Source organism: Rhodococcus sp. 06-1460-1B, from assembly GCF_002258475.1.
Lineage (GTDB): Bacteria > Actinomycetota > Actinomycetes > Mycobacteriales > Mycobacteriaceae > Rhodococcoides > Rhodococcoides fascians.
On the sequence record NZ_NOYS01000008.1, the window covers coordinates 1 to 22,573 of the forward strand.

Consider the following 22,573-nt stretch of genomic DNA (forward strand, 5'->3'; position numbering starts at 1 on the left):
CAACCAGGAATGGGCCTACGCGAACACCTACCTCTCCGACGAAGCCAGAGCGGCGACCTACCAAGACTGGATCCATCACTACAATCACCACCGACCCCACACAGGCATCGGCGGCAAGTCACCCATCGAGCGACTGACCGTCCACAACGTCCCAGGGAAGAACAACTAGCTAGCGAGCTCGGCGGGCCAGGCGCTCGGAGTCCGAAATCAGTACGGACTTGCCCTCGAGGCGCAGCCATCCGCGGTGTGCGAAGTCGGCCAATGCCTTGTTGACGGTCTCGCGTGACGCTCCGACGAGCTGAGCGATCTCTTCCTGCGTCAGGTCGTGGGTGACGCGCAGCGATCCCGCTTCCTGGGTGCCGAAGCGCTGGGCGAGCTGCAGCAGCGCCTTGGCCACGCGTCCGGGGACGTCGGTGAAGATGAGGTCGGCCAGGTTGTTGTTGGTGCGACGCAACCGGCGAGCCAGGACGCGCAGCAGCTGCTCGGCGATCTCGGGGCGCTGATCGATCCAGTCCTTGAGGGCCGCGCGGTCCATGCTGACTGCGCGCACCTCGGTAACCGTGGTGGCCGAGGACGTGCGAGGGCCGGGGTCGAAGATGGAGAGCTCGCCGAACATGTCCGACGGTCCCATGATCGTCAGCAAGTTCTCGCGGCCGTCGGGGGAGCGTCGCCCGAGCTTGATCTTGCCGGAAACGATGATGTAGAGCCGGTCTCCGGGCTCACCCTCGTTGAACACCACGTGTCCCCGGGGGAAATCGACAGGCTGCAGCTGCTTCGTCAGTGCCGCAACCGCAGAGGGTTCGACTCCTTGGAAGATGCCGGCCCGTGCCAGGACGTCGTCCACTTGCGCTCCTTTTGGGATGTCGGCGATGCGGTGACCCGCACCCCCGAAGGCGTCTGTACACACTCGTCTCACCACCGAATCGCACTGCGATTCAGGCGTCGATGCCGATGCAATGTTCAAACACAACAATTACCTCAGGGGAGTCTACTTCGACTCGGCCGAAACCGAGTGATCGACGCCACCACAGGTTGCCAGAGGAACGGTACGTCTGTTCGCGTTCACCGTAAATTCATCCGAATGCGGACAAATGGGTGCTCAACTGGCCCGTTGGTCGACCATGCCGTCGCGCGTGTCGATCGTGCGCGGAGGAGCCTGGTGACGCTTGCGGGTGTTGAACCGAGCCAAGGCGTGGGGGAAGCCCTCGTTCGCCAGTGTGGCGACCTCGGACTTGCTCGCTTGATCGAGGAATTCCTCTACTTCGTGCTCCCGGACGCCGAGCTTGCTGAGCCGGAACTCGACGCGCTCCATCGCGAGTGCGAAGAGCATGAGTAGTACCGGAAAGAGCACCACGGCGAGTCCTTGCATACCGGCCAGTTAACACCGAAAAGGTCTCGATACAAACACAGCTCGGCGCGCTCGCGTAGTTCGTTACGCATTCTTGTCCGTACAGTTGTGGCGTGGAATCGACAGCCCCGAAACGCCCCGACGTGCGCAAACGCGAGGAGACGCGACTCGGCCTCGTGCGGCGGGCCCGGCGGATGAACCGAACGCTCGGGGTCGCGTTTCCGCACGTCTACTGCGAACTCGACTTCACCACGCCCCTCGAACTCGCCGTCGCGACCATCCTCTCGGCGCAGTGCACCGACAAGCGCGTCAACATGGTGACTCCGGCCCTGTTCGTGAGATACCGCACAGCGCGCGACTACGCCGAGGCCGACCGCACCGAGCTCGAAGAGTTCATCCGAACCACCGGCTTCTACCGCAACAAGGCCAACTCGCTGATCGGGCTGGGTCAGAAGTTACTCGAGAACTTCGACGGCGAAGTCCCCGCATCGTTGAAGGATCTGGTGACGTTGCCCGGCATCGGCCGCAAGACGGCCAACGTCGTGCTCGGCAATGCGTTCGACGTTCCCGGCATCACCGTCGACACCCACTTCGGTCGGCTGGTACGGCGCTGGCAGTGGACCGAAGAAGAGGACCCGGTCAAGGTGGAGCACGCGGTCGGCGCGTTGATCGAGCGGAAGGAGTGGACCGTGCTCTCCCATCGCGTCATCTTCCACGGTCGACGCGTCTGCCACTCCCGCACGCCGGCGTGCGGGGTGTGCGTCCTGGCCAAGGACTGCCCGTCGTTCGGCCTCGGCCCGACCGATCCGGCGACCGCTGCCGCCCTGGTGAGAGGTCCCGAGACCGATCATCTGCTCGCTCTCGCCGGAATCGTGTCGTGAACAAGGCCGCACTCCGCTGGTCTCTGGTCGCGCTCATTCTCGTCGTCGGGATGGTCTATGCCCTCTGGCCACGCAATGAATCTCCGGCAACGCAGCGCGCCGATGGTCCCGGTCTGGGGCAGCAAGGACCGTCGACGGCCGAGCGTCGGGCCGCCGATACTCCCGAGGCTCTGGGACCGCTGCGGCAGACCGCCGGTCTCGACGCATGTCCCACGCCGTCGGGCGCTGCAGCAGGCCCGTTGACGGGCATCACCCTCGAATGCATCGGCGACGGCTCGTCCGTCGACCTCGGGCAGGCTCTGGCCGGGCGACCCGCACTGCTCAACATCTGGGCCTACTGGTGCGGCCCGTGCGCGAAGGAGTTGCCTTACCTGCAGCAATACGCGCAGCGGGCAGGTGATGCAGTGACGGTGTTGACCGTCCACAACGATGCCAACGAGTCCAACGGGCTGACCCGTCTGGCCGAGTACGGCGTCACGCTGCCCGGCGTTCAGGACGGTGCCGGACGTGTCGCCGCGGCGGCGGAAGCGCCGAACGTGTTGCCCGTATCCGTTTTGATATCTGCGGATGGCACTGTCGCCAAGGTGCTGACCGAACCCTTCACAAGCGTCGACGACATCGCCGACGCAGTCCGCGAGAACCTCGGAGTCGCGTCGTGAGCGCACCCGAGTGGCTCGGGCGCATGCTCGACGTCGCCGGCAGCGAAAACGGACTGACCGACACCACCGGCATCAACCCGGTACTGCAACGACAGGCGCAGCCAGCCGATCGAACCCGCTCGGCGGCGGTGTTGGTGCTGTTCGGCGGTCCGGCTGCCGCCGATCCGACCGCGCCCGGTGGGCTACCCGCCGAGGCCGACGTTCTGCTGACCCAGCGGGCGTCGACCTTGCGCGACCACAGTGGGCAGATCGCCTTCCCCGGCGGTGCCACCGACCCGGGTGACGACGGGCCCATCGGAACGGCGCTGCGCGAGGCCCAGGAAGAGACCGGTCTCGACCCGGCCGGCGTCGTACCGCTCGCGACGATGCCCGGCATCTACGTGCCGCCGTCTCGATTCGACGTGGTTCCCGTGCTCTCGTACTGGCAGAGTCCAACCCCGGTCCGCGTCGTCGACGCCGGCGAAACCGAGCGCGTGGTGCGAGTTCCCCTGCGCGAGTTGCTCGATCCAGCCAACCGATTCCAGGTGCGTCACCCCGCCGGCTACCAGGGCCCGGCCTTCTCGGTGCAGGGAATGCTGGTGTGGGGATTCACGGGCGGTATTCTGGCGGGCCTGCTCGCTGTGTCGGGCTGGGAGTCCGAATGGGACACGGGGGATATACGCGATCTGGAGGCCAGCTTGACTGCGGTAGGAGCGAGGCTCGATCGGTGACGGGTTCAGGGTGGGTCGATATCGCGGTGCTCGCCGTCGCGCTGCTGGCGGCGACGTCGGGATGGCGACAGGGGGCGGTGGCGTCGGCGCTGGCGTTTCTGGGAGTCGTTCTGGGTGCCGTCGCCGGGATTCTGGTGGCACCGCACGTGCTCGAACACGTCGACGGATCACGCACGAGGGTGTTCGTCGGTATCGCGTTGATCGTGGTGTTGGTGATCGTCGGTGAGGTGGCCGGCATGGTTCTGGGTCGTGCGTTGCGCAGCGGAATACATTCGCGCTCAGCAAGATCGGTCGACAGCACGATCGGGGCAGGTCTGCAGGCCGCGGCCGTGCTCGCTGCCGCATGGTTGCTCGCCATTCCGCTGACGTCCTCGTCGCAGCCCGAGGTGGCCAGTGCCGTTCGTGGCTCGACGGTCCTGGGCAAGGTCGACGAGGTGGCACCCGAGTGGCTGCGTCAGGTGCCCAAGGAATTTTCGGCGCTGCTCGACACGTCCGGACTGCCGGACGTCATCGGTCCGTTCGGACGCACTCCGGTCGCCGAGGTCGCTGCTCCCGACTCCGGGATCGCCGCAGGCCCCGTCCCGGTGGCGTTGCAGGCGAGCGTCATCAAGATCAACGGAATTGCCCCGAGTTGCCAGAAGGCGCTCGAGGGTTCGGGTTTCGTCGTCGGGCCGGATCTGGTGATGACCAACGCCCACGTGGTGGCCGGTACCTCCGAGGTGACCGTCGATTCTCCGGACGGCCCTCTCGACGCCGACGTCGTCCTGTTCGATCCGGAAGAAGATGTTGCAGTGCTTCGAGTTTCGCAGCTGCAGGCTCCGGTGTTGCCGTTCGCGCCGAACCCGGCCGAATCCGGATCCGACGCCATCGTGTTGGGCTACCCGGGCGGCGGTCCGTACACGGCGAGCCCAGCGCGCATTCGCGAGATCATCAATCTCAGCGGACCGGACATCTACCGCACCGGAACTGTTCAACGTGAGGTCTACACAGTTCGCGGATCGGTGCGGCAGGGCAATTCCGGTGGGCCACTGGTCAATTCGAACGGTGAGGTACTCGGTGTGGTGTTCGGTGCTGCCGTCGACGACCCCGATACCGGATTCGTCCTGACCGCAACCGAGATCTCGGACGAGCTCGCCCGCAGCTTCGATGCGCCGGTCAGTGTGGGGACCGGCGACTGCATCGTCTGACGGCGGGACGTCAGCTTTTCAGCGCGACGCGCAGGATTTCCTCGGACACCACGTCGGGGGCTTCCTGGTGCACGTAGTGCCCCACGTCCCGCACCGTTCGACGGGTCAGCCCCGGTGCCCAGTGCCGATCGCGATCGAGGGTGGTGGGTAGGACGTACGGATCGAGGTCACCGCTGATCTGCGCGACGGGGATCGAGGTCTTCACGTCGACGGCGTCCATGAAGCGTCGGCCCTCGGCGCGGAACTGGCTACGGAACGCCCAGCGCTGATATTCGAGTGCGCTGTGCGCGGCCCCGGGAATTCGGATGGCCGAGCGCATCTTGCCTGCGGTATCGGCGAAATCGTCGGTGCGCTGCCACTGCGACCCGGCGCGGCTGCGCATCAACTCCTCCACTGCCGCGCCCCCTCGGCGCGTCAACAGCTTCTCGGGGCGCAGCGGAACTTGATACCGAACGAAGTGCGGCAGCAGAGCACCGCGCTGTTCGGAATCCTTCAGCACGGCGCGGCGTAGCGAGATCGGGTGCGGTGCATTGATCAGGACCATGGAGCGGACCATTCGCGGATGCAGAGCCGAGCTTGCCCAGCACACCAGGCCGCCGTCGGCATGACCGACGAACGTCGCATGTGGGTACCCCAGCGCGCGAACGAGACCGACGATGTCGCCGGCCAGGGTCCATCCGTCGTAACCACGTGGGGGCTTGTCGGAGTCGCCGTAGCCGCGGAGGTCGACTGCGACCGCTCGCACTCCGGAACTCGCGAGCGCGTCGAGCTGGTGATGCCAGGAGTACCAGAAGTCGGCGAAGCCGTGCAGCAGCACCACCAGCGGGGCATCGGGAGCATGCTCGCCGACCTCCACGGTGTGGAACCGGATTCCGTTGGCATGGATGTCGCGATGGATCCACTGTCCCGGGTAACGGACCGTGGACGGATCGGGATGATTCATACTGCTCGACTCGCCGGGCGTCGTCTACTTCTTGTAGCCGGGGATTCCGGGAATGCTCTCGTGCTGGTTGGGCAGCACGGTCGACGCCTGCTTGAGGGAGTCGATGGTCTTCTCGGGCTTGCGCAGTTTCTTGACCCTGCGGTAGCCGAGGAACCCGAACAGGCCGGCAACCAGCACCATGAACACGAAGACGATGAGGAACGAGGCCCAACGGTAGAGCCACACGTCGAGGAGTTCGGCGGCGAAGAAGAAGAAGAAGAACGAGCTGAACAGCAGCACCGTCAGCGCGACGATGAAGAAGACGCTGCCCTGCAGACCCTTCTTGACCTCGCCGGTGACCTCGGCCTTGGCGAGGGCCACCTCGGCACGCACCAGCGTCGAGACCTGAGTCGTGGCGTCCTTGACGAGGTTTCCGATGCTCGCGCTACCGGGTGTGCGGGCATCGACATCGGTGAGAGGTATCGACGAAATCGTGTTCGGGACGCCGTTGCCGTATCCCTTGTCATTGCTGACGCTCAACTCTCGACCCCTTGTAATCGCTGTGCTCGGTATTGCGGTGATCGCTCTGCTCGGTGTTGCGGAAGATCGTATCGACAGTAGTGCCTAAGTAGCAGATTATCTGTCCCGCGGCGGCCGAGCGACGCTCGGCCCGTCGTCGGTTACCTCTCCGCCCGTCGCGACAAACACGGGAATGTTGCACGAATCGGCAACGAACGGCCCGGGGGCGTGAAATTCTCAGGTGTTCATCAGGTAATTTTCAGGGAACTTTCCCCTTCAGGAGCACTCGTGAGTTCACCACACGCCGTCACGGACGACGGCGCAATTCCCGCACCTCAGGTGCCTCGGTCCCGAATCGTCATCGCCTCGATGGTCGGGACGTCCATCGAGTTCTTCGACTTCTATATCTATGCAACGGCCGCAGTGCTCGTCTTCCCCCGCCTGTTCTTCCCCGCGGGCAACGACACGACCGCGCTGCTGGCGTCGTTCGCGACGTTCGGTTTGGCGTTCGTAGCGCGACCCATCGGCTCGATTCTGTTCGGCCACTTCGGTGATCGCATCGGACGCAAGGCCACCCTCGTCGGGTCCCTGCTGACGATGGGTGTCGCGACGTTCGCGATCGGGCTCCTGCCGACCTACGCCGCGGCGGGTCTGTGGGCACCGGCTCTGTTGGCGCTGATGCGCTTCACTCAGGGCGTCGGCCTCGGCGGCGAATGGAGTGGTGCGGCGCTACTGGCTACCGAAACCGCGAAGCCGGGCAAGCGAGCCTGGGCGGCGATGTACCCGCAGCTGGGCGCGCCGATCGGCTTCTTCTTCGCCAACGGCATCTTCCTGCTCATCGTCATCGCGACCGGCTACGACTCCGCGAACTCCGGCACCGACCATGCGTTCCTCACGTGGGGCTGGCGCATCCCGTTCCTGCTCAGCGCGATCATGGTGATCATCGGCCTGTACGTCCGCCTCAAGCTCGAGGAGACGCCGGTGTTCAAGCTGGCGGTCGAGCGCGGCCAGAAGGTCAAGACCCCGTTGGCCCAGGTGTTCAAGACGAGCTGGCGTCAGCTGATCATCGGCACGTTCGTCATGCTCGCCACGTACACGCTCTTCTACATCATGACGACGTGGGTGGTCAGTTACGGAACAGGCAAGGTGGCCGACGTCAACGGGCCCAAGCTCGCGATTCCGTACACGGACTTCCTGGAGCTCCAGCTCATCGCGGTGCTGTTCTTCGCAGCGCTGATCCCGGTCGCCGGGCTGCTCGCCGACAAGTACGGCCGCCGCCCCACGCTCATCGTCATCACCGCGGCGATCGTGCTGTTCGGTCTGTCGTTCCACTGGTTCGCCGACCCGTCGTCCGCGTCGGCAGGCAAGATGCTGGTGTTCATGTGCGTCGGCCTGGGACTGATGGGCCTGACGTTCGGGCCCATGAGTGCCGTTCTACCGGAACTGTTTCCGACGAACGTGCGCTACACGGGCTCGGGAATTTCGTACAACACCGCGTCGATCCTCGGTGCCGCAGTGGCCCCGTTCATCGCAACCTGGCTGGTGAGTTCCTACGGCGTCGGCTGGGTGGGCGTCTATCTCGCCATCGCCGCTGCGCTGACCCTGATCTCGCTGATCATCATGAAGGAAACGCGAGACCAGTCGCTCGACAGCGTCTGAGCGGCTGCGCCGCATGTGAGTGGAACCTCGTAGTGGGCTACGAGGTTCCACTCACATGGGAGCGCTAGCGGCCCTTCTTGATCGCCTCGAACACCTTCGGGTCGACGAGGGTGGAGACGTCACCGAGTTCGCGGCCCTCGGCCACGTCACGGAGCAGGCGGCGCATGATCTTGCCCGACCTGGTCTTCGGCAACTCCGGCACGATGGAAATCTCTCGTGGCCGCGCGATCGGCGAAATCTCCTTGGAAACCTGAGCTTTGAGTTCGGCGATCAATGCGTCGCCGGTGTTCTCCTCGCCGCCGCGCAGGATGACGAACGCGACGATGCCCTGACCGGTGGTCTCGTCGGCGGCACCGACGACGGCAGCCTCGGCGACACTGTGATGACTGACCAGTGCCGACTCCACTTCCGACGTGGAGATGCGGTGGCCCGAGACGTTCATGACGTCGTCGACGCGGCCGAGGACCCACAGGGCGCCGTCCTCGTCATATTTGGCACCGTCACCGGCGAAGTACCAGCCTTCCTCGGCGTAGCGGGACCAGTAGGTGTCCTTGTAGCGGTCCATGTCGCCCCAGATCCCGCGGAGCATCGCCGGCCACGGCTCGGAGAGAACGAGGTATCCGTTGCCGCCGTTGCCCAGTGGCTTGGCGTCGTCGTCGACGATCTTGGCCGAGATACCGGGCAGCGGAGTCATTGCCGAGCCGGGCTTGGTGGATGTGACGCCGGGGAGCGGGGAGATCATGATCGCGCCGGTCTCGGTCTGCCACCAGGTGTCGACGATCGGTGCGCTGCCGCCGCCGACGACGTCGCGGAACCAGCGCCACGCCTCGGGGTTGATGGGCTCGCCGACGGACCCGAGCAGGCGGATCGAGGACAGATCGTGTGCCTCGGGAATCTCTTTGCCCCACTTCATGAATGTGCGCACCAGGGTGGGGGAGGTGTAATAGATCGACACCTTGTACTTTTCGATGACGTTCCAGTGCCGGTGCTCGTCGGGCGAATTGGGCGTGCCCTCGTAGACGACCTGCGTGGCGCGGTTGGAGAGCGGTCCGTAGACGATGTAGGAGTGTCCGGTGACCCAGCCGATGTCGGCGGTGCACCAGTAGACGTCCGTGCCGGCCTTGTGGTCGAAGACGTTGTGGTGGGTGTACGAGGTCTGCGTCAGGTAACCACCGGAGGTGTGGATGATGCCCTTGGGCTTACCCGTCGTACCCGAGGTGTAGAGGATGAACAGGGGGTGCTCGGCCGGGAACGGCTGCGCCTCATGCTCTTTCGACGCTTTCGCGACGGTCTCGTGCCACCACAGGTCGCGTCCCTCGGTCCAGGCGACGTCGGAGTCGGTGCGCTTGACGACCAGAACGTTCCGGATGGAGGCGGCTCCGTCCACGGCTTCGTCGACGGTGTCCTTGATGGGGGCGGGCTTGCCGCGTCGCCACTGGCCGTCGGTGGTGATGACGAGTTTGGCTTCGGCGTCGTCGATGCGCGAGCGCAGTGCGGTGGCCGAGAACCCGGCGAAGACGACCGAATGGGTCAGACCGAGGCGTGCACAGGCGAGGATCGAGACGATGGCCTCGGGGATCATCGGCATGTAGATCGCGACGCGGTCGCCGGAGACGAGGCCGAGTTCGGTCAGGGTGTTGGCGGCCTGGCTGACGTCGGCGAGCAGATCGGAGTAGGTGATGTCGCGGCTGTCGCCGGGTTCACCTTCCCAGTGGATGGCGACCTGGTCGCCGTGGCCGTCGAGGACGTGGCGGTCGACGCAGTTGTAAGCGACGTTGAGCTCGCCGTCGGCGAACCATTTCGCGACGGGGGCGTCGGACCAGTCGAGTACCTCGGTGAACGGGGTGTGCCAGTGCAGCCGGCGGGCCTGCTCCGCCCAGAACGCGAGCCGGTCCTTCTCCGCGGCGGCGTACAGATCTGCCTGAGCGTTCGCCTGCGCCGCGAACTCGGCCGAGGGTGCGTAGGAGGCAACCGCGGTCTCGTCGCTGCCGGAGGTACTGGTCGTCATCTCGAATAGCTCTCTTTCGTCCGATGCTTTTCGCCCATGAAACGGCACTTACAGGCCGGTCTCGAGCCCCTAGTGAGGGTAGTCACATGTGATGGCGATCGCACCGTTGCAATCGGCTGCAACCCCTTGATCTGCGGTGATCGGTTGTTTCCGCACGATGGACGGTCATCGCCGTCGTCGACGGGAGGCTGTCTCGGCGGCTCTGCCCGCACTGTGAGAAATCGACTTGCCGAAACGTTTCGATCATGTTTCCGACTTACTCGCCGGTCAACAAAACCCGGGGGAGTTCACATGTTCGTTTCAGGATGTGTCTAAAGTTCGTTCCATCAGATCGTTGGTACGGCTCACAGGCCGTGTCTTGCGGTCGCCCACGAATCCCCGGGCGTCGCGCCCGAGGAACTGAGCACGGACGACCCCGTGTTCACATCTGGATGGAGGATTTCCTTGCGTATCAAACGTGCCGCGGTAGTCACCACGGCTGTGCTGATGAGTGCGAGCTTGCTCGCCGCTTGTGGCGGTGGGGGCTCGAGCTCCGGCGGCAGTGCCGATGGGGTCTACAGCATCTACATCGGCGAGCCGGAGAACCCGCTGATTCCCGGTAACACCACCGAGAGCGAGGGCAGCCAGGTTCTCGAGGCGCTGTTCACTCCACTGGTGACGTTCAACGACGACGACAACAGTGTCGAGTACAACGGCGTTGCCGAGTCCGTCGAATCCGAGGACAACACGACGTGGACCATCAAGCTCAAGGATGGCTGGACCTTCCACGACGGCACGCCGGTCACCGCCGAGTCCTACACCAAGGCGTGGAGCTACAACGCGCTCAGCACCAACGCATTCGGTGCGTCGTACTTCTTCGAGAACATCGAGGGCTACGCAGATCTGCAGGGCAGTGACACCGCAGAACCTGTTGCAACCGAATTGAGTGGACTGAACGTCGTCGACAACACGACCTTCACCGTCAAGCTCAACGGACCGTTCGCCATCTTCCCACTGACGCTGGGCTACACCGCATTCGATCCGCTGCCGGAGGCGTTCTACGCCGACCCCGACGCTTTCGGTGCTCGCCCGATCGGTAACGGCCCGTTCAAGGCCGACTCGGACTTCGTTCCGGGACAGGGATTCACCGTTACGAAGTACGACGACTACGCAGGCGACAACGCCGCCAAGTCCGCAGGCGTCAACTTCAAGGTCTACACCGAGCTGAACACCGGCTACAACGATGTTCAGGGCGGCGGACTCGACGTCATGCTCGATCTGCCCGAGGACGCGTGGGCCACCGCGCGGGATCAGTTCGGTGACCGGTACGGCGAGCGTGCACGTCCCGACATCACCTCTCTCGGGTTCCCGACGTACGATCCGCGCTTCCAGGATCCGAACGTGCGTAAGGCATTCTCGATGGCCATCGATCGTCAGGCCATCGCAACCGCTATCTTCACCGATACCCGTACTCCGGCAGGTTCTTTCGCCTCGCCCGTCGTGGACGGTTACCGCGAGGACGCCTGTGGTGCCAACTGCGAACTCAACCCCGACGAGGCCAACCGTCTGCTCGACGAGGCCGGGTTCGACCGCAGCCAGCCGGTGGACCTGTGGTTCAACGCAGGTGCGGGCCACGATTCGTGGATGACCGCGGTGGGCAACCAGCTGCGTGACAACCTGGGCGTGAACTACGCACTGCGCGGTGACCTCCAGTTCGCGCAGTACCTGCCGCTGCAGGACGCCAAGGGCATGACCGGCCCGTTCCGTTCGGGTTGGATCATGGATTACCCGTCGATCTACAACTTCCTGTCCCCGCTCTACTCGGCTGCGGCAACCCCGCCGGCCGGTAGCAACTACGTCTTCTTCAACGACCCGGCATTCGACGCCGCGTTGGCCGAGGGCAACAACGCGGAGGACATCGACGCTGCAGCGGCGGATTACCAGAAGGCCGAGGACATCCTGATCGACCAGATGCCCGCGACCCCGCTGTTCTACGGCCTGAACCAGGCCGTGTGGTCCGACCGCGTCTCCGACGTCAAGATCGACAACCGAGGCAACATCATCCTCGAAGACGTCGTAGTCAGCTGACGGCGCGCCCAGGTGGGTGGCAACCAGGCGTAATCGGTTGTCACCCACCGGGTCTCGTTCAACCGTGGGGCGTAACCGTCCCACACCGACCTGCGCCGGCAAGACCCGAGGCGCAGGTTCGTCCCTTGTTCAAGGAGAAGACACACAGTGGGTCGCTACATCACTCGCCGATTACTGCTGACGATTCCCGTCCTGATCGGCTCCTCGTTCTTGATCTTCGCGATGGTCTACGCGCTGCCGGGTGATCCCATCCGCGCCCTTGCTGGAGACCGTCCCCTCGCACCCGGCGTCGTCGCCCAGCTGCGAGACGAGTTCAACCTCGACGACAATCTGTTCGTCCAATACTTCAAGTACATCGCAGGCTTCTTCCAGGGCGACTTCGGAACCGACTTCTCCGGCCGTCCCGTCCTCGACACCATCGAGCGGGCACTTCCGGTGACGGTCCGGTTGACCATCGTCGCCGTCGTCATCGAGACCGTCATGGGTATCGCGGCAGGCGTGCTGGCCGCACTGAAGCGCGGATCTTTCTTCGACAACCTGGTGCTCATCTCGACGACGCTGCTGGTCTCGGTGCCCGTGTTCGTACTCGGCTTCATCGCGCAGTTCACGCTGGGGCTCAAGCTGGGTATCTTTCCCATCTCCGGCATCAACGACGGGTGGTCCAGTTACCTGCTTCCCGGCCTGGTGCTCGCGTCGCTGTCGATGGCCTACGTCGCTCGTCTGACGCGTACGTCGGTGGCCGAATCCATGGCTGCCGATTACATCCGCACCGCCAAGTCCAAGGGAATCAGCAACCGTCGCATCATCGTTCGCCATGCACTGCGGAATTCGCTCATTCCTGTGGTCACCTTCATCGGTGCCGATGTCGGCGGATTGCTCGGCGGTGCGATCGTGACCGAGACGGTGTTCAACCTCCCCGGGCTCGGTCGCGCGATCTACGACGGGCTGGCTCGCCAGGAGGGGGCCGTCGTCGTCGGCATCGTGACGCTCTTCGTGTTCTTCTACATCTTCTTCAACCTCGTGGTGGATGTTCTCTACGCGGTACTCGATCCAAGGATTCGTTATGAATAAGGAAGATTCGAGCGCAGCTCGCCACCTCGCCGAGGAGGGTCAGCCCGGAAATGTCGCCACCGGGGAGGCCGTCGATCTTGTCGGTCAGGCAAGCCTCTGGGGTAACGCGTGGAAGTTCTTGCGTAAGAGCCCGTTCTTCATCATCGGCACGTTCCTGCTGCTGGTGCTGTTGGTCATGGCGGTGTTCCCGCAACTGTTCGCCCGCGGCATCGACCCGCGAGTGTGTTCGCTGTCGAATTCCGGTCAAAAACCCAGTGCAGCACACTGGTTCGGCACCGACATCCAGGGCTGCGACTACTACGCCAACGTCATCTACGGTGCGCGGATCTCGCTGTCCATCGGTGTGCTCTCGGTGATCGGCGTGCTGATCATCGGCGTTCTGATCGGTGCTCTCGCCGGCTACTTCGGCGGTGCGATCGACAGCGTCCTGGCGCGCTTCACGGACGTGTTCTTCGGAATTCCGCTGCTGCTCGGTGCCCTGATCCTGCTCACCGTCACCGCCCAGCGCACGATCTTCACCGTGTCGTTGGCCCTGGTGGCCTTCGGTTGGATGACGGCGATGCGCCTGGTGCGATCGTCGGTGATCTCGATCAAGAACAGTGAATACGTCCAGGCGGCACAGGCATTGGGAGCGTCGACCTACCGCATTCTGGTGCGACACATCCTTCCCAACGCGCTGGCTCCGGTGATCATCTACGCCACCATCTCGGTGGGTACGTTCATCGCGGCCGAGGCGACGCTGACGTTCCTCGGAATCGGATTGCAGGCGCCCGAGATCTCCTGGGGCCTACAGATCAACCTCGGTCAGGCCAGGTTCCTCACGTCGCCGCACCTGGTGCTGTTCCCGGCCGCGTTCCTCTCGGTCACGGTGCTCGCATTCATCATGCTCGGCGACGCACTCCGTGACGCACTCGATCCGAAACGGAACTGACATGAGTATTGAGAAGGACACGGTCCTGACCGTCACCGATCTGACGGTCGAGTTCGAGGTCGAAAAGGTGTGGCGCAAGGCCGTCGACACCGTTTCGTTCACCGTCGCCGCAGGCGAAGTTCTCGCCATCGTCGGTGAGTCCGGATCGGGTAAGTCGACGACGGCGATGGCCATTCCCGGTCTGCTGGCGGATAATTCGCGGGTGTCGGGCAGCATCGTGCTGGGCGAGAAAGAACTGGTCGGGCTGCCCGAGAAGCAGCTCGCACCCATCCGCGGCAAGAACGTCGCGGTGATTTTCCAGGAGCCCATGACGGCGCTCAATCCGGTCTACTCGATCGGCTGGCAGATCACCGAGGCCATCCGGGCGCACACTTCTTTGTCGAAGAAGGAAGCGAAGGCACGGGCCGTCGAGCTCCTCAAGCTTGTCGAGATGCCTGATCCGGAGACTCGGGTGGACTACTACCCGCACCAGCTCTCCGGTGGTCAGCGTCAGCGCGCCATGATCGCCCAGGCGCTGTCCTCGGATCCGTCGCTACTGATAGCGGACGAGCCGACCACGGCCCTGGACGTCACGGTGCAGGCCGAGATTCTCGACCTGATGCGCGATCTCCGGAACCGCATCGACGCGTCGATCGTGTTGATCACCCACGACATGGGTGTGGTGGCCGACATGGCCGACCGCATCGCGGTGATGAAGGACGGCGTCATCGTCGAAACCGATGCGGCGCAAACAATATTCAAGAACGCGTCGCATCCGTACACACAGCAGTTGCTCGCGTCGGTTCCGCACCTCGGCAGCAGCATCGAGTCCGTGGCCGCGGGGACCGTCGCCGCACCGAAGGCGGCCGAGGACACTCGCGCACTGAGCATCGTCGACGGTGTCATCGAGTACCCGGGCCGTACCGTGTTCCGGGCTGTCGACGGCGTCAGCCTCGATATCGAGATGGGTGAGGTCGTCGGCCTGGTCGGTGAATCCGGCTCGGGTAAGTCCACGATCGGCAAGGCTGTGGTGGGGCTCAACAAGCTCACCGGCGGCTCGTTATCGATCGGTGGTGTCGATATCACGAACATGTCGAATCGCGAACTGCGGTCGGTGCGCAGCAAGGTCGGCATCGTGTTTCAGGACCCGGGTTCGTCGCTGAACCCACGCTGGCCGATCGGGCAGTCGATCGCCGAACCGATGCTGTTGCACACCGAGCACAGTGCGGCAGATCGAAATCGGAAGGTCGAGGAACTTCTCGACCGGGTCCACCTGTCGCGGACCATGCGCAACCGCTATCCGCACCAGCTGTCCGGCGGCCAGCGTCAGCGCGTCGGTATCGCGCGGGCGCTCGCCTTGGAGCCGACGTTGCTGGTGGCCGACGAACCGACGTCGGCACTCGATGTGTCGGTGCAGGCAAAGGTGCTCGAGCTGTTCAAAGAGCTGCAGCGGGAGTACGGGTTCGCGTGCTTGTTCATCAGTCACGACCTCGCTGTCGTGGAGGTGCTGGCCAAGCGCATCGCGGTCCTGAACAAGGGTAAGTTGGCCGAGTTCGGTACGACGGACCAGATCCTGCGTCGTCCAACCAATGAATACACCAAGCGGCTGCTCGCAGCCGTCCCGGTGCCCGACCCGGCCGAACAGGCCAAGCGTCGTCAGGCCCGCGCCGAGTTGTTGGCGGCAGGGGCGAAGTAGAGCGTGAGGTGAGGGGGTACCGTCGTCTGTCGTGACGGACCCCCTCGCCCCGCTGCTGGAATTGCCCGGAGTTGTCGATTCCGCCGAACGGGCACGCGATGCCCTCGGTGCCGTGCATCGGCACAAGGCCAATCGTCGTGGGTGGCCGGCGACCGCGGCCGAGGCCGCTGTGCGGGCAGCTCGTTCGTCCTCCGCGCTCGAGGGCGGTTCGATGGATTTCCCTCGCGAAGGCGAGGAGGGCGACCCGATTCTGGCGGGTGCGCTGCGAGTGGCCGCTGCTCTCGACGGTGACGCCCTGCAGAACACGTTGTCGACGTGGAAGCGCGCACCACTGCAGACGCTGGCCCGCCTACATCTGTTGGCCGCCGCGGATCTCGTCGACGACGCTTCCTCGCTCGGTCGGCCGCGCACGGACGCGGGCATCGGCGAGCGGCTCGATCTGCTTGCGCAGTTGGTGACGGGTGGAACCTCCGCGCCGGCTCCGGTGATCGCCGCAGTTGTGCACGGTGAACTGTTGACGCTGCGGCCTTTCGGAACTGCCGACGGCATCGTCGCGCGTGCTGCATCGAGGTTGGTGGCCGCATCGTCGGGATTCGATCCGCACAACCTGGGCGTGCCCGAGGTGAGCTGGATGCGTCGAGCGAACGCGTACCGGGATGGAGCCGCCGGGTTCGCCGAGGGCACGGCAACGGGCGTCGGTAGTTGGGTGATCCTCTGCCTCGGAGCATTCGAAGCTGGTGCGGCAGAAGCGACTTCGATTGCCGAAGCTGCACAGTAGGAGTTGTGCACACGTAAAAGGGCGGCGATGCCGACTTGCGTCGACGTCGCCGCCCGTTAGCACGGAGCGCCTGGTTACCAAGCGTGCACAGGTGGGCTGTGATGGACTACCACGTGGCCTCGGCGAGAACTCGACGGTGATGAGGTCATCCCTGCAACCGGTGCAGGGTTCTTGCTGATCACCCACGAATATCGCAGGCCCACAGCGCTTCTGCCATTAGGTGGCAAGCTCCGCGTGGGTGCCGGTGTCCGTGCTGGGAATCGCGGTCGGGAGAAGCGAACCTTCTCTTCCGGTTCGTTCTTGGCCTTCCGTTCTTCCGTACGTCATTTGTACCCCGTGACGCCGCTCACATCAAGGGTTTGGGCTCATCGTTTTCTGCGGAGTAGTCCGTAGGTGATCGCGCCTGCCGCTATGGCGCTGAAACCTGCTGCAGCACTGGCTACTACGGTCTTTCCGGACGGATTCGGAATGCGGGAGCGCAGCGAAACGGGGTTCGAGAATGTCAGAATCGGCCAGCCGAGGGACGAGGCCTCCTTGCGGAGTGCGCGGTCTGGATTGACGGCGGTGGGGTGGCCGACCGCCCGCAGCATCGGCACGTCGGTGATCGAATCCGAGTAGGCGTAGCTCTTGGACAGGTCGTAATCATGTTGTGCCGCCAGGGACTTCATGGCGTCTACCTTGCCCTCGCCGTAGCAGTAGAAGTCGACCTCACCGATGTACTTGCCGTCGACGGTCACCATCGTCGTGGCCATGCTGTGGTCGGCGCCCAGCAGTTCGGCGATGGGGTGCACGATCTCGTCGCCCGACGCCGAGACGACCACCACGTCGTGTCCGCGAAGCTTGTGGTCCGCGATCAGATCGGCCGCTTCGGCGAAGACGAGGGGATCGACGATGTCGTGCAGGGTTTCGGCCACCACTGCTCGCACCTGTTCGACGTCCCACCCGGCGGTCATGCCGGCGATGTGCGCGCGCATGCGTTCCATCTGGTCGTGATCGGCACCGGAGAGCAGGAACAGGAACTGCGCATAGCTGCTCTTGAGTACCGCTCGCCGGTTGATCAGACCTTGGTCGAAGAACGGCTTGCTGAAGGCCAGAGTGCTGGACTTCGCGATGATCGTTTTGTCGAGGTCGAAGAAGGCGGCGACGCGCGCTGCGCGTCGGCCGGCGGGGGCGTCGTCGGTGTCTGCGCTCAGGGTCACGATTGTCACCATAGTGGCCGGTGGTGACCGGTGGATGTCGCGCAACTTCTCTTCTCGACTCGCTCCGAACAAGTCCACAAATTGAGACGGTTGAACTTGCAAACAAGGACGTCCACGGGTGTAGTATTTTCCACGAGCCCGGTTAATTCCGGGCGGTGTTCAGCCCGACCCCCCGGGGCTGAACCAGACGACCCTCGCCTCCTCCCCCCCTGGCGAGGGTCGTCCTCTTTTCCGGGGTAGGCCGAAAACTGGTACCTCGGTACCGATATTCATCCACAGGGCCCGATCTATCCACATTTCCCCAAGTCGCGCGCCGCTCTAGCGAATTCTCACGCACGCTTGGGCCCATGAAAACGGATCCGATTTCACGGCGGACGAACGCGTACGCGTCGATGTCGATCGACCATCACGGACTGCGTCAGGACGTGTACCGAATCGCGGCAGCCGCGGATTGTGTTGTGGAAGAGCAGAACTTACTGGTCGGTATCGGATCGGCGCGCCCGATTTGGGAATTCCCAGGAATAATTTTGATTGATTTCTTTTCTGCCGAGTCGGCGCTCGCAGCCGGATTTCCGCGGCGGCCCGGCGTCGTTCTGGTCACGGCCGCGTCACCGACACTCGACGATTGGCGGACGGCCACAGCGCTCGGTGCCGAACACGTGGTGTCGTTGCCCTCGGACGAGGACACGCTCGTTCGCATCCTCGGTGAACCCGTCGCCACATCGCCGGGCGGCGGTGGCGTCATCGCGGTCGTCGGTGCCCGCGGAGGTGCGGGTGCGTCCACGTTTGCGGCGGCGCTGGGCCTGTGTAGCAGTCGCACGGGGCAACGCACGCTCGTGGTCGAAGCCGACCGGTACGGCAGCGGCCTCGATCTGCTGCTCGGCTGGGAAAACGCCCCAGGTTTGCGATGGTCCGGCCTCGTCGTCGAGGGCGGGCGAGTATCCGGCGACGCACTCCACGGCGCGCTGCCGTCGAAGAACGGATTGTCGGTGCTGGCACTCGGGCGATCCGACGACCGGCGAACCGGACTCTCGGCCGTCGCCGCGGCGGCTGTGCTCGACGCAGGGCGCGCTGGAGGCGATCTCGTGGTGTGCGACGCCCCGCGTCACTCCGATGACCTCTCGGACGCCCTGTACGCCGCAGCCGACCTCGTCGTACTGGTGCTGCCTGCGGAATTGCGGGCCGTGACGTCGGCAGAAGCAGTAGCGGACGAGATCTCGAGTCGCAATCCGAACGTCGGATTGGTCGTTCGTGGGCCAGCACCCGGGGGACTGCGGGCCGCGGACATCGCCGCCGCCCTCGACCTGTCGCTCCTGACGTCCATGCGGGCCGAGCCGGGGTTGGCCGAGCGTCTCGAGCGTGGCGGGCTTGCTCTCGGACGCCGATCACCGCTGGCGGCGGCGGCCACTGTGGTCCTCGATACGTTCGCGCACAAGCCCGGTGGTCAGCGGTGGGCCGCATGAGCGCAGTCGTCACCGCCGAATTGCTCGACCGCGTACGAGATCGGCTGGCTGCTTCGGCACAGTCTCCGGTGCCCGCCACCGTTGCCGCAGCAATCCGCACCGAGGCCGGGGGAGTCATCGGTGACACCGATATGCTTGCGGCACTGCGTATTCTGCAGACCGAGCTCACCGGAGCAGGACCGTTGGAGCCGCTCCTGTCCGAGCCAGGGGTGACCGATGTCCTGGTCACGGCGCCGGATCAGGTGTGGATCGATCGCGGTAGAGGACTGGAACGCACCGGAGTTCAGTTCGTCGACGAAGCCGCGGTCAGGCGGCTGGCGCAGCGGCTCGCGCTCTCGGCCGGTCGGCGATTGGACGATGCGCAGCCGTGGGTCGACGGCCGATTACCCGGCGTCGGACAGGGAGCGTTCGGGGTCCGTCTGCACGCGGTGCTGGCACCGGTGGCGAGCGGTGGAACCTGCCTGTCGTTGCGAGTGCTCCGCCCTGCTACCCAGGGACTCGCCGCGCTCCGGGCGTCCGGTGCGGTGACCGAGGAGGGCTACGATCTGCTCGCGCGGATTGTGCTCGCGCGCTTGGCGTTTCTGGTCGTCGGAGGTACCGGCGCTGGAAAGACTACGCTTCTGGCTGCTCTGCTGGGCGAGGTCGACCCGGCCGAACGAATCGTCTGCGTGGAGGACGCGGCCGAGTTGGCACCGGCCCATCCTCATGTGGTGCGTCTGGTGGCCCGTGCTCCGAACGTCGAAGGTGTGGGCGAGGTGTCGGTTCGGCAATTGGTTCGCCAGGCACTACGGATGCGACCCGATCGGCTCGTCGTCGGTGAGGTGCGCGGGGCCGAGGTGATCGACCTGATGACGGCGCTCAACACCGGGCACGACGGCGGTGCCGGAACCATCCATGCCAATTCGCCCTCGGAAGTACCCGCTCGCCTCGAAGCCCTTGCCGCACTGGGTGGAATGGGTCGCGACGCCCTGCACAGTCAACTCGCGGCGGCCGTCCAGGTCGTCCTGCACGTCCACCGGAGCGCCGACGGCACGCGCAGATTGCGGGAGATCGGACTGGTGGAGGTGGATTCGACAGGCCGTGTCCACATTGTGCCGGCGTGGTCCGCTGAATCCGACGCCGTGCCCGGGCAGCGCGGACTGCACGAACTGCTCGCTCGGCGCTGTGGCGAGATGCGATGACGGCCGCTCTGTGCGTTCTGGCCGCTGCATTTACGCTGTGGCCCAGCCGCTCTCGCCGACTATCGTGCCGCGGTAGAGGTGCCGGCGGGGTTCCTGGGTGGGCGTTCCCTGTGGCTGTTGCGTCGGTGTTGGCCGTGGGCATGTTCTGGATCGGCGGTCCGTGGGGCGCGGCGGCTCTGTTCGTGGCGGGCGGTACCGGATGGCACCGACATCGCCGTCGCACCGTGCGCGCCCGACGGACGGCCGAATTGGATTGGTTGGCAACCGGAGTCGAAGTGGTCATCGGTGAACTGCGGGTCGGTGCGCACCCGGCGACGGCCGGCGAAGTGGCTGCGGACGAGTGCGGCGGGATCGCCTCGGAGGCGCTGCGCGGTGCTGCGTCCAGATCGCGACTCGGTGGACGCGCTGCCGACGGGATAGCCGCGTCGGATCCGCTGTTGAACCCCGAACTGGACCGCTTGGCCGCGGCATGGCGGGTGGCCGACGAACACGGCCTCGCACTCGCCGAGTTGCTCGACGCCGTGCGCGAGGATCTGCTCGGACGTCGGCGATTCCGGGAACGAACCGAGGCCTCGCTTGCAGGGGCCCGCGCTACTGCATTGGTGTTGGCTGGACTGCCCGTTCTTGGGGTCGCGCTCGGACAACTGATGGGGGCCGATCCACTGCGCATACTGCTGGGCGGCGGGCTGGGCGGAATCCTGCTCCTCATCGGAACCGCTCTCGGTTGCGCAGGTCTGCTGTGGACCGATGCGATCACCGGCAAGGTGACGACATGACGTGGGCGATCACGCTCTGTCTGGCAACGGCTTTGATCGTCGTCCCCGCTGCCCGCGGCGGTTTGGCGCGAGTAGAGGTTGCAGGGCTTTCGACGGCAGAAGCCGTCGACGACTCCGGACCCGATCCGCTCGCCGTGGCGACGACGTTCGACCTTCTCGCTGCGTGTTTGCGTTCCGGACTCCCGATCTCGACTGCCGCGGCGGCCGCAGCCCACTCCGCTCCGCCCGCATTCGGTATCGCTCTGCGCAAGGCCGCCGATCTACTCGAGCTGGGGGCCGATGCAGCGACGGCGTGGGACGCAGTGGCGAAGGATCCGGAGACCGAGGCGCTGGCACGGATGGCGCGACGATCCGCCCGGGCCGGGTCGTCCATGGCGTCGGCGATGACGGAACTGGCTGCTATTCAACGAACTCGGGCCGAGGACGCGTCGGCGGCAGCGGCCGAACGGGCCGGTGTGCTGATCAGCGGACCGCTGGGCTTGTGCTTTCTGCCGGCCTTCATCTGCCTGGGCATCGTGCCCGTGGTGATCGGCCTTGCGGGCAATGTTCTGGGCGGCGGTCTGATGTGACCGCCGAACAACGAATCGTCCGGTGCGGACACGCCGCGCCGGAATACTGGGAGGGGAAGCGTCATGATGGGAAATGCACTGCAGGAGATCAAGACTCGAATCGCATTGTTCGGTGTGGAGGACGACGGTATGTCGACCGCGGAGTACGCGATCGGCACCATCGCCGCCGCGGCATTCGGCGCGGTCCTCTACACGGTGGTGACCGGGGACAGCATCGTGACCGCGCTGACGGGGATCATCGATCGAGCGCTCAACACAACCGTCTGATTCCGGGCGGTGAGGACGGGGCTGTGACGGTGGAGGCGGCGATTGCCGTCGCGTCCATCGTCGCAGTGATCGTGGTGTGTATCGGGGCGATCGTGTCGGTGACGATGCACATCGGGTGTGTCGATGCTGCGAGGGAGGCGGTTCGATTGGCGGCCAGAGGTGATGGGGCCCGGGCTGTGTCGGTAGGGGAGCGGGTTGCGCCGGAGGGTGCTCGGATCACGGTGCGCGAAGACGGTGAATTCTTCGTCGCGCGGGTGGAGGTGGAGAGTCCGCTGCCGGGATTGATGCTGTCGGCGGAGGCGGTTGCTGCTGCGGAACCGGTTGCAGCGGAATGAAATCAGGTGTGCGTGATGACGAGGGCGGGGCGACGGTGTTGGCGGCGCTGGCGATGTCGGCGTTGATCGCCGTCGTGGTGATGGTGATGCACGTCGGTTCGGCGGTGGGCGCTCGTCATCAGGCGCAGTCGGCGGCCGATCTCGCTGCATTGGCCGGGGCGGGCGCACTCGATCGCGGGGTGTCCGATGCTTGTGAGACGGCGCGGACATTGGCGATGCGAATGGGAACGGAGTTGCGGGAGTGCACGATCGACGAGTGGGATGTGATCGTCACGGTGGGGCAGCCGGTGTTCCTCGGACGCTTCGGAATGTCCGACGCCACCGCGACGGCGCGGGCGGGGCCGGAGTGAGTCCGGGCCCCGCCCTGA

24 protein-coding genes are annotated in these 22,573 nt (G+C 65.1%); 18 read left to right on the forward strand and 6 right to left on the reverse strand.

Annotated elements, in window-relative coordinates:
- On the forward strand, positions 1-169 hold a 169-nt coding region (locus tag CH268_RS03950), incomplete at its 5' end, for an integrase core domain-containing protein (protein ID WP_141215079.1).
- Here CH268_RS03950 and CH268_RS03955 read toward each other — a convergent pair.
- Together CH268_RS03955 and CH268_RS03960 are read right to left on the reverse strand one after the other, a co-directional pair.
- A complete protein-coding gene (locus CH268_RS03955) occupies positions 170-844 on the reverse strand; it encodes a Crp/Fnr family transcriptional regulator (protein WP_027494494.1) in 675 nt (224 codons plus the stop codon). It lies immediately after the preceding gene.
- A gap of 255 nt (positions 845-1,099) precedes the next feature.
- Positions 1,100-1,369: a hypothetical protein gene (locus tag CH268_RS03960; RefSeq protein WP_094662476.1), complete on the reverse strand. Its 270-nt coding sequence runs from the start codon at positions 1,367-1,369 to the stop codon at positions 1,100-1,102.
- A 173-nt stretch (positions 1,370-1,542) separates the two neighbouring features.
- Between CH268_RS03960 and nth the strand changes: the two genes are divergently transcribed.
- From nth to marP, 4 genes are read left to right on the forward strand one after another with little or no spacing between them, the layout of a single operon-like run.
- Positions 1,543-2,229, forward strand: a complete 687-nt coding sequence (nth, locus tag CH268_RS03965) for an endonuclease III (RefSeq protein WP_205912677.1) — start codon at positions 1,543-1,545, stop codon at positions 2,227-2,229.
- Positions 2,230-2,279: 50 nt separating this feature from the next.
- Complete coding sequence (locus tag CH268_RS03970; RefSeq protein ID WP_094662492.1) at positions 2,280-2,888, forward strand: TlpA family protein disulfide reductase; 609 nt, start codon at positions 2,280-2,282, stop codon at positions 2,886-2,888.
- A gap of 23 nt (positions 2,889-2,911) precedes the next feature.
- Entirely contained in the window at positions 2,912-3,598 is a 687-nt protein-coding gene (locus CH268_RS03975; RefSeq protein ID WP_032386606.1) for an NUDIX hydrolase, read from the forward strand.
- Positions 3,595-4,785, forward strand: a complete 1,191-nt coding sequence (marP, locus tag CH268_RS03980; protein ID WP_094662478.1) for an acid resistance serine protease MarP — start codon at positions 3,595-3,597, stop codon at positions 4,783-4,785. The genes CH268_RS03975 and marP overlap by 4 nt, the downstream gene beginning before the upstream one ends.
- A gap of 10 nt (positions 4,786-4,795) precedes the next feature.
- Here marP and CH268_RS03985 read toward each other — a convergent pair whose 3' ends face one another.
- Together CH268_RS03985 and CH268_RS03990 are read right to left on the reverse strand one after the other, a co-directional pair.
- The gene (locus CH268_RS03985; RefSeq protein WP_094662480.1) at positions 4,796-5,728 is read right to left on the reverse strand and encodes an alpha/beta fold hydrolase; all 933 of its coding nucleotides are present in this window, start codon (positions 5,726-5,728) and stop codon (positions 4,796-4,798) included.
- A 24-nt stretch (positions 5,729-5,752) separates the two neighbouring features.
- Positions 5,753-6,247 (reverse strand): phage holin family protein, encoded by a 495-nt coding sequence (locus tag CH268_RS03990; protein WP_032373800.1) that lies wholly within the window; start codon positions 6,245-6,247, stop codon positions 5,753-5,755.
- Between the two features lie 267 nt (positions 6,248-6,514).
- On the opposite strand from CH268_RS03990, the gene CH268_RS03995 reads away from it, so the two are divergent.
- Positions 6,515-7,885, forward strand: coding sequence for an MFS transporter (locus CH268_RS03995; RefSeq protein ID WP_027494486.1), 1,371 nt, complete (start codon positions 6,515-6,517; stop codon positions 7,883-7,885).
- 64 nt (positions 7,886-7,949) lie between these two features.
- On the opposite strand, the gene acs is transcribed toward CH268_RS03995, so the two are convergent.
- Positions 7,950-9,893, reverse strand: coding sequence for an acetate--CoA ligase (gene acs, locus CH268_RS04000; RefSeq protein ID WP_032369305.1), 1,944 nt, complete (start codon positions 9,891-9,893; stop codon positions 7,950-7,952).
- 444 nt (positions 9,894-10,337) lie between these two features.
- On the opposite strand from acs, the gene CH268_RS04005 reads away from it, so the two are divergent.
- From CH268_RS04005 to CH268_RS04025, 5 genes are all read left to right on the forward strand, one after another.
- A complete protein-coding gene (locus CH268_RS04005; protein WP_032369306.1) occupies positions 10,338-11,960 on the forward strand; it encodes a peptide ABC transporter substrate-binding protein in 1,623 nt (540 codons plus the stop codon).
- A 147-nt stretch (positions 11,961-12,107) separates the two neighbouring features.
- Complete coding sequence (locus CH268_RS04010; protein ID WP_032369307.1) at positions 12,108-13,031, forward strand: ABC transporter permease; 924 nt, start codon at positions 12,108-12,110, stop codon at positions 13,029-13,031.
- Positions 13,024-13,962: an ABC transporter permease gene (locus CH268_RS04015; protein WP_032369308.1), complete on the forward strand. Its 939-nt coding sequence runs from the start codon at positions 13,024-13,026 to the stop codon at positions 13,960-13,962. Before CH268_RS04010 ends, CH268_RS04015 begins: the two co-directional genes overlap by 8 nt.
- 1 nt (position 13,963) lies before the next feature.
- The gene (locus CH268_RS04020) at positions 13,964-15,637 is read left to right on the forward strand and encodes an ABC transporter ATP-binding protein (protein WP_032369309.1); all 1,674 of its coding nucleotides are present in this window, start codon (positions 13,964-13,966) and stop codon (positions 15,635-15,637) included.
- Between the two features lie 31 nt (positions 15,638-15,668).
- Positions 15,669-16,415, forward strand: coding sequence for a hypothetical protein (locus CH268_RS04025; protein ID WP_032364740.1), 747 nt, complete (start codon positions 15,669-15,671; stop codon positions 16,413-16,415).
- 365 nt (positions 16,416-16,780) lie between these two features.
- Here the strand turns inward: CH268_RS04025 and CH268_RS04030 are convergent, their stop codons facing one another.
- The gene (locus CH268_RS04030) at positions 16,781-17,626 is read right to left on the reverse strand and encodes an HAD-IB family hydrolase (protein WP_205914341.1); all 846 of its coding nucleotides are present in this window, start codon (positions 17,624-17,626) and stop codon (positions 16,781-16,783) included.
- A 335-nt stretch (positions 17,627-17,961) separates the two neighbouring features.
- On the opposite strand from CH268_RS04030, the gene ssd reads away from it, so the two are divergent.
- From ssd to CH268_RS04065, 7 genes are all read left to right on the forward strand, one after another.
- On the forward strand, positions 17,962-19,077 hold the full coding sequence (ssd, locus tag CH268_RS04035; protein WP_094662482.1) for a septum site-determining protein Ssd: 1,116 nt from the start codon (positions 17,962-17,964) through the stop codon (positions 19,075-19,077).
- Positions 19,074-20,258 (forward strand): TadA family conjugal transfer-associated ATPase, encoded by a 1,185-nt coding sequence (locus CH268_RS04040; protein WP_176457835.1) that lies wholly within the window; start codon positions 19,074-19,076, stop codon positions 20,256-20,258. Before ssd ends, CH268_RS04040 begins: the two co-directional genes overlap by 4 nt.
- Complete coding sequence (locus CH268_RS04045; protein ID WP_032369311.1) at positions 20,255-21,034, forward strand: type II secretion system F family protein; 780 nt, start codon at positions 20,255-20,257, stop codon at positions 21,032-21,034. Before CH268_RS04040 ends, CH268_RS04045 begins: the two co-directional genes overlap by 4 nt.
- Complete coding sequence (locus CH268_RS04050) at positions 21,031-21,603, forward strand: type II secretion system F family protein (protein ID WP_094662486.1); 573 nt, start codon at positions 21,031-21,033, stop codon at positions 21,601-21,603. The genes CH268_RS04045 and CH268_RS04050 overlap by 4 nt, the downstream gene beginning before the upstream one ends.
- Positions 21,604-21,666: 63 nt before the next feature.
- On the forward strand, positions 21,667-21,870 hold the full coding sequence (locus tag CH268_RS04055; protein WP_176457836.1) for a DUF4244 domain-containing protein: 204 nt from the start codon (positions 21,667-21,669) through the stop codon (positions 21,868-21,870).
- A 23-nt stretch (positions 21,871-21,893) separates the two neighbouring features.
- Complete coding sequence (locus CH268_RS04060) at positions 21,894-22,205, forward strand: TadE family type IV pilus minor pilin (RefSeq protein ID WP_094662488.1); 312 nt, start codon at positions 21,894-21,896, stop codon at positions 22,203-22,205.
- Positions 22,202-22,555 carry an Rv3654c family TadE-like protein gene (locus CH268_RS04065; protein WP_094662490.1) on the forward strand — a complete coding sequence of 118 codons (354 nt, stop codon included), beginning with the start codon at positions 22,202-22,204 and terminating at the stop codon, positions 22,553-22,555. Before CH268_RS04060 ends, CH268_RS04065 begins: the two co-directional genes overlap by 4 nt.
- The last annotated feature ends 18 nt before the right edge of the window (positions 22,556-22,573 follow it).